Annotated in this window: 7 protein-coding genes and 1 pseudogene; 3 read left to right on the top strand and 5 right to left on the bottom strand. The window is 70.3% G+C overall.

The window, feature by feature from the left end:
- Positions 1–197 (bottom strand): annotated as a pseudogene (locus tag ACWEBX_RS22745) (putative T7SS-secreted protein); the annotation flags it as partial.
- A 153-nt stretch (positions 198–350) separates the two neighbouring features.
- Between ACWEBX_RS22745 and ACWEBX_RS22740 the strand changes: the two are divergent.
- Positions 351–1370: a hypothetical protein gene (locus tag ACWEBX_RS22740; protein ID WP_451886647.1), complete on the top strand. Its 1020-nt coding sequence runs from the start codon at positions 351–353 to the stop codon at positions 1368–1370.
- Between the two features lie 18 nt (positions 1371–1388).
- Here the strand turns inward: ACWEBX_RS22740 and ACWEBX_RS22735 are convergent, their stop codons facing one another.
- From ACWEBX_RS22735 to ACWEBX_RS22725, 3 genes are read right to left on the bottom strand one after another with little or no spacing between them, the layout of a single operon-like run.
- Positions 1389–1994: a hypothetical protein gene (locus ACWEBX_RS22735; protein WP_451886646.1), complete on the bottom strand. Its 606-nt coding sequence runs from the start codon at positions 1992–1994 to the stop codon at positions 1389–1391.
- Positions 1995–2035: 41 nt separating this feature from the next.
- Complete coding sequence (locus ACWEBX_RS22730) at positions 2036–2245, bottom strand: DUF397 domain-containing protein (protein WP_451886645.1); 210 nt, start codon at positions 2243–2245, stop codon at positions 2036–2038.
- Positions 2242–3036 carry a helix-turn-helix domain-containing protein gene (locus ACWEBX_RS22725; RefSeq protein ID WP_451886648.1) on the bottom strand — a complete coding sequence of 265 codons (795 nt, stop codon included), beginning with the start codon at positions 3034–3036 and terminating at the stop codon, positions 2242–2244. The genes ACWEBX_RS22730 and ACWEBX_RS22725 overlap by 4 nt, the downstream gene beginning before the upstream one ends.
- A 193-nt stretch (positions 3037–3229) precedes the next feature.
- Between ACWEBX_RS22725 and ACWEBX_RS22720 the strand changes: the two genes are divergently transcribed.
- The gene (locus ACWEBX_RS22720; protein WP_451886644.1) at positions 3230–3706 is read left to right on the top strand and encodes an ATP-binding protein; all 477 of its coding nucleotides are present in this window, start codon (positions 3230–3232) and stop codon (positions 3704–3706) included.
- A 250-nt stretch (positions 3707–3956) separates the two neighbouring features.
- Positions 3957–4949 carry a helix-turn-helix domain-containing protein gene (locus ACWEBX_RS22715; RefSeq protein ID WP_451886643.1) on the top strand — a complete coding sequence of 331 codons (993 nt, stop codon included), beginning with the start codon at positions 3957–3959 and terminating at the stop codon, positions 4947–4949.
- A 227-nt stretch (positions 4950–5176) separates the two neighbouring features.
- On the opposite strand, the gene gdhA is transcribed toward ACWEBX_RS22715, so the two are convergent.
- Positions 5177–6532 (bottom strand): NADP-specific glutamate dehydrogenase, encoded by a 1356-nt coding sequence (gene gdhA / locus ACWEBX_RS22710; protein WP_451886642.1) that lies wholly within the window; start codon positions 6530–6532, stop codon positions 5177–5179.
- Positions 6533–6809 lie beyond the last annotated feature (277 nt).

Raw genomic sequence — 6809 nt, 5'->3', positions numbered from 1 at the left:
GCCTCCGCCGACTTCCCCGCCCACGACAGAACAGCATCCTCACCCGCCATCCCCTTGATCAGACGCAACGCGTCCGACACGTCATCGGCGAAATCATGCAGATCCTTGGCCAGCTTCTGCACCCGGTCCGGATCCCCGGGAGTGGGGTCCTTGTCCAGATCCAGCACATGCCAATCCGCCGGCCGATTCCCCGCCATACCGCAACCCCCGTCACGTCCGCCTCAACAACACCCGTACGCACAAGCGAACTTACAGGGAACGGAGATTCGCTTCCCGGTCGCCTCATGCCGTGCGCCGGCCGGGCAACCCCGCACAGGAGCAGGCGAAGAACCTCCCCTTACTCTCACTCCATGTCCAGGACGACCCCACCCCGCCCCGTCGACGTCACGTCTCTCTTCCCGGAGTTGGCCCCACTGGCCCGGTCGGCTGTCCGGCTGCACCCCCGCCCGGGCGCGCCGACGGCCGGCGACAGTTCCCTCGGCGGCCCGCTGCTGTGGCCCGCCGACGAGCCCTGGCCCACCTGCCCGGATCACGACGCGCCCACTCACCTCGGTGTGGTCCCCGGCGACGTACGGCAGCGGCGGCGCATCCTCGCCGATGCCTGGACCCGGCCGCGCGCGGAGGGCGCCGACCTACTCACTCCCGAGGAACGCGAGATCGTCGACCGTGCCGTCGCCGGGACACGGATACCGCAGGACGGCCCGGTCCCGCTCATTCCCGTGGTCCAGGTGTACGCCGCCGACGTCCCCTCCCTGCCCCGCCCGGCCGGCACCGACCTCCTGCAGATGCTGTGGTGCCCGTTCGACCACGACGAGGACTACCTCCCCGCCGCCGAGCTGTACTGGCGAGCCTCCGCCGACGTCACCGATCCGCTCCCCGCGCCTCCCGAGCCCTCGGTGATCGGCAGCGACAATTACCTGCCCGAGCCCTGTCTCCTCCACCCCGAGACGGTCACCGAGTACCCGGCCCCGCACGAACTGCCCGAGGAACTGGCGGACCGGATCGAGGCGTGGGAGGAGGAACAGAACCCGGACGACGAGGACGACATCGAGGTCGTCGACTACCAGTACGACCTCAGCGTCGCCCCGGGCTGCAAGCTCGGCGGCCACGGGCCCTGGAGCTTCAGCGACCCGTTCCCGATGTCCTGCGCCGAGTGCGGCTCGGACGTGCGCCCGCTGCTGACCATCGACGGCACCGAGTGGGACGGCGGCACCGGGAGCTGGCGCCCTCTGGAGGACGCCGACTACGACGGCCTGCACTTCCTCGGCCCGGCCTGCGCCACCCAGCTCACCATCGGCCGCAGCTACACCCTGCAGATCTACGTGTGCGTGGCCTCGTACGCCCATCCGCATGTGCAGAACATGCAGTGACTGTTCTCCGGGCGGGCCTCAGATCGGCGCGAGCAACCGCTCCAGCTCCGCGTCGTACGCCCGGTACCCCGCCTTGCCGGACTCCGGCGCACCGGAGTCGGGACGCAGGGTGTCGGGCAGATGGGCCACCCGCCACATGCGGAACACCGTCTCCGGAGCACTGCGCCCGGCATCGCCCACGAGCTCACAGGCGATGCGGATGATCTCCGCGGCCAAGGCCCCGCCCTCCCCGGCGTGCACCCCGGCCGCGATTCCGGCGGTCACCAAGGCGTCCAGGAGACTGACCAGTTGGAGGTCCGCGCCCATGCGGCACATCCGGCGCACCACCGGCGGATCCGCCAGATACGCGGGGTCGTCCGCCGACTCCGGGTCCCAGGCGATGCCCGCCGACCAGAGCAGCAGGAACGGCGCCTCGACCGGGTGCTCGCGCAGATACCCCAGCTCGTCCGAGATGGCCATGCCAGGGTCGTCGAACCGGCCGATCGCCCGGACCGCCGCCACGATCCGTGCGATGTCCTCGCCCCTGGGCGTCAGGAAGTCCTCCACCGAGACATCGGCCAGGTCCCAGGTACCGGCGTGGTTCACCGCGCCGATCTCGACGACTCCGCCCAGGGCGGCGAACACGGTACGGGCGTAGCTCTGCGGGTGGATCTCCGCTCCCCCGGTCAGCCCTGGGCCGCGAAGCGGACGAACGCCGTCCATGCGGCGGGGGCCGTCGCCAGGCGGGCGCCGCCCGGGTTCTTGGAGTCGCGGATGTGGATCCTCTGGAGGGTGGGGGCTATCTCGACGCAGTCGTTTCCGTTGCTGCTGCTGCTGTACGTGCTCTTGGCCCACTGCAGTCCGGAATCAAAGTGGGCCGAGGTCTCACGGGTCATGTCTCCCCCAGCATTTGCTCGATGAAGGCCAGGGACTCCTCGGGCGAAAGGGCCTGGGCTCGGATGATGCCATAGCGCAGTTCGAGGACCCTTAGTTGCCTTGGTTCGGATACCGGTCGGCCTCCGAAGTCACCGTCGGTACGCCCCACTCCCGAACCGTCATGGAACTTCAGCACCTCGACCAACCCGCCCGTTCCCGGATGGCACGCGTGTGCTGTCGGCATCACCTGAAGCTCCACGAACGGCAAACGGGCCACCTCCAACATGTGTTCGAGCTGTCGGCGCAGCACCATTGTGCCTCCGACAGGGCGGCGCAGGGTCACTTCTTCTTGGACGAAGCCGAGTTCGGGAGCCAACGACCGCTCGAAGACGGACTTGCGGGCCACCCTCGCGGCAACCATCCGTTCCAACTCGTCGAGCGAATAGGCCGGCCGCCAGGTACCGAGCAACGCACGTGCGTACTCGGGCGTCTGCAACAACCCATGGATGTTGTGGTTGCTGTACAGCAGAAGCTCAACCGCCCGCTCCTCCAGCATCTTCAGCTCGCGCACCTTCTTCGGGTAGCGGGCCTTCTCCATGTCCTCCTTGAACGCCCTGAGGCGCCCGCCGGCGTTCAGGACGTCGTCCGCGCGGTCCAGGAGGTCCGCCCGGGGAATCCGCGCGCCCCGCTCGACCTTCCGGACCAGGTCCTCCCCGTAGCCGATGGCCCGGCCGAACTCGACCACCCGCATCCCGGCCGCCTCCCGCCAGAGCCTGATCTGGCGGCCGGTCGCCTCGACCACCGGGGCGATCTCGTCCTCCGGGCTGACGTCCCACCCCGGCTCGTCCGCGCTCTCGCTGCTCACACCCACCCACCTCCAACGCCCACCGTTCCCGTACGACACCCAGGACAGCCGGGACAGATCGGGACAGCGACCGGACAAACCCTGTACGCACCGACGTCATCGCAGCTCACGGTAGGCGGAGTCGGACACGCTGAGTGACGTGAATCAGGAAACCGCCGGGCTCGAAGCCCACCATGTCGAACCCGTCCGCAACTTCAGCGTGCTGCTGTCCCCCACGCCACGCGGTGCCCGTCTGGCGAGACTGCTCGCGACCGAACAACTCCGCTCCTGGGACATGCCGTTGAGCCCGGCGGACCAGATCGTCGCCGAGCTCGCGAGCAACGCGGCGACGCACGGCCGCGTAGCGGGACGCGGCTTCCGCCTCACGCTGTACGTCGTCGGCGACACCCTCCGCATCGAGGTGACGGACACCGTGGGTGACCGGCTTCCCCGGCTCGGCCCGGCGGAGGCCGCCATCGAGTCCGGCCGCGGCCTGCTCCTCGTGGAGGCGTTCGCGGACCGCTGGGGCGTGACACCAGGACCCACCCCACGCAAGACCGTCTGGGCCGAGCTGTCTCTCGCATCAGAGGCATCCGTCCCGGCACCCACCGGATCGCGGAACGTCACGACCCGGTGATCGACGACGCGGCCACGCACGACATCAAAAGGCTCTTAAAAGCCCGAGGTGAGAACCACCTGCCAACCCCACCAGCCTCCCCGCGGCCGACCCGTCACCCGCAAGGGTGACAATCGGCAACTGAGCTGGATTCAGCGGCTATTGCCGGGCATATGCTCGCGGCGGCACCACAACCGCAAACAGACAACGGCCCCCGGCCGGGACTGGCATCCCGATCGAGGGCCTGACCACCGAGGAATACACCTTCCCGATGGACTCCCAGAACTTTAGCGCGCCCCCGTGCGCCCAGCCCCGGATTCCGCGGGGCGTCACCCACATCAACGTCCGCCACACCGCCCGCTACACGGTGGTCGGCAACCATCTCGCCCAGCACCGCGGGCTGACCCTCACCGCGATCGGGCTCGCCGTCCACATCCAGTCGCTGCCCGCCGGGGCCCCCGTGGACATCAAGTCGCTCGCCGCGCGCCTGCCCGAGGGCGAGACCCGTATCGCGGCGGCCTTGCGGGAGTTGGAGGCGTACGGCTACCTGTCCCGCAGACGGGAGCGGCTGTCCAGCGGCCGGGTCGTCACGCACACGGTGTCGTACAACCAGCCGCAGGGGATGACCGTCCCGGCCTCCCGGCCGAGGGCACCCGAGCCGGACCCGGCACCCGGCCGGCCCCCGAAACCCGAGCCCGAACCGACGGCACCCACAGCACCCCCGGCCGGACTCGCTCCCGCACCCGCTCCGGTGCCAGGTCCCGCACCCGAATCCGCCCCGGCTCCGGTTCCCCCTCCCCCCACCGGTCACGCCCCGGCTCCCACAGCCGTGTCCACACCGGCAGCGCCACCGGTACCCAGGTGCCCCCTCCCCACCCCCGACACCCACGACCCGGGCCGCCACCGCACGGCTACCGCCCTCCTCGCGAGCCTCCGCCGCCAGGACCCGCGTCTCCTGCTCTCGGAGCGCGACGTCCACCGCCTCGCGCCGGCCGTCAGTGCCTGGCTGGAACGCGGTGTCGCGCCCGAGGCCGTGCGGGCCGCACTGACCACTGGTCTGCCACGGGAGCCGCTGCGTCACCCGGCGGCCGTCCTGTCCCACCGGCTCACGGAGTCGCTGCCACCCCCGACGCCCGCCGCCCCGGCGACCACCCGCCCGCACCCGCTCCAGAACTGCGACGGCTGCGACCGAGCCTTCCGCGCCCCCGCACCGGGCCGCTGCCTCCACTGCCGACACCGTTCCGATCTCCCGGAGGACGCCTAGCTTGCATCGGGTACCGGACTACGGCGTCCATGTCGGCGGCGTCCCGACGGCGCCGGCCGACGGCGCCGGGAAGCCGTCTGACGGTCCTCGCGGTCATGGCGATCGGGCCGCAACCCGTTCCCGAGACGGCCTGAGACCGCCTGAACCCGGCCACGGGAAAGGGGCCCGTACGACCGACGTCGTACGAGCCCCTCCCGGAGTCCGGTCCGGCCGATGACGCAGCCGGGTCAGATCACACCCTGCTCCAGCATCGCGCCCGCGACCCGCTCGAAGCCCGCGATGTTCGCGCCGCTGACGTAGTCGCCCGGGACGCCGTAGCGCTCGGCGGTCTCGTGGCAGATGGCGTGGATGTCGTTCATGATGCCGGTCAGCTCGTCCTCGACCCGCTCGCGGGACCACGAGGTGCGGGCGTGGTTCTGGCTCATCTCCAGCGCGCTGACCGCGACACCGCCCGCGTTGGCCGCCTTGCCGGGGCCGAAGGCGACGCCCGCCTTCTGGAAGAGGTGGACCGCCTCGGGGGTGGTGGGCATGTTGGCGCCCTCGGAGACCGCCTTGACGCCGTTGCCGATCAGCGTGGCCGCCGCGGTCGCGTCCAGCTCGTTCTGAGTGGCCGAGGGCAGCGCGACATCGCCCGGCACGTCCCACACGCTGCCGTTCGCGACGAACCGCGCCGAGGCACCGCGCCGTGCCGCGTAGTCGGCGACCCTGCCGCGCTCGACCTCCTTGACCTGCTTGAGCAGCTCGACGTCGATGCCCTTGTCGTCGACGACGTAGCCGGTCGAGTCGGAGCAGGTCACCGGGTTGGCACCGAGCGCGGTGAGCTTCTCGATGGTGTACGTGGCGACATTGCCGGAGCCGGAGACGACCACGGTCTGGCCCTCAAGGTCCTCGCCGCGCTCCCGCAGCATGGCGGCGGCGAACAGGACGTTGCCGTAGCCGGTCGCCTCGGTCCGGATCAGCGAACCGCCCCAGTGCGTGCCCTTGCCGGTGAGGACACCGGCCTCCCAGCGGTTGGTGATGCGCCGGTACTGGCCGAACAGGTAGCCGATCTCGCGACCGCCCACGCCGATGTCGCCCGCCGGCACGTCCGTGTGCTCGCCGATGTGCCGGTACAGCTCCGTCATGAAGGACTGGCAGAACCGCATGACCTCGGCGTCCGACTTCCCGCGCGGGTCGAAGTCGCTGCCGCCCTTGCCGCCGCCGATGCCGAGACCGGTCAGGGCGTTCTTGAAGATCTGCTCGAAGCCGAGGAACTTCACGATGCCGAGGTTCACCGACGGGTGGAAGCGCAGACCGCCCTTGTACGGGCCGAGCGCGCTGTTGAACTCCACGCGGTAGCCGCGGTTGACGTGGACCTTGCCGTGGTCGTCCTGCCAGGGGACGCGGAAGATGATCTGCCGCTCGGGCTCCACCACGCGTTCGACGAGAGCCGCTTCCCCGTACTCCGGGCGCTGCGAGAGGACCGGAGCCAGCGTTTCGAGCACCTCGTGCGCGGCCTGGAGGAACTCGGGCTGCGCCGGATTGCGCCGCTCGATGTCGGCGAGCAGGGAGGCGATGCGGCTCTTCGTGTCAGGGCGGGTCACTGGGGTCCCTTCAGACAGGGCCGCCGGAACGGCTGACCGGGGTCGGTTCGACCGGTCGGTTCCGGCGGCAGCGGTGCGCAGAGCAGTCGGGCCCCCGCCCGGGAGCGGGAGACCGTCCCTACAGTCTTCCTCCTGAATTACGGATGCGTTACGTGATTCTTTCGACACGCGCCAAGATTCGTCTTACCTGGAGGGATCGGCGTGATGTCGCAACAGTGTTCGAGCTTCGTATACGAATTCGGTCGCCTCGCGAGACGGGCCGGGCATGCGAAAGGGC

It is taken from the genome of Streptomyces sp. NPDC005070 (genome assembly GCF_053600395.1).
Note: the sequence above shows the minus strand (reverse complement) of the source record. Positions and strands in the feature narration are given on the sequence as shown.

Bases quoted from the DNA above. Each gene is read 5' to 3' on its own strand.
- ACWEBX_RS22730 (WP_451886645.1), bottom strand. From the start codon at position 2,245: ATGACCCGTGAGACCTCGGCCCACTTTGATTCCGGACTGCAGTGGGCC.
- ACWEBX_RS22715 (WP_451886643.1), top strand. From the start codon at position 3,957: ATGGACTCCCAGAACTTTAGCGCGCCCCCGTGCGCCCAGCCCCGGATT.
- ACWEBX_RS22740 (WP_451886647.1), top strand. From the start codon at position 351: ATGTCCAGGACGACCCCACCCCGCCCCGTCGACGTCACGTCTCTCTTC.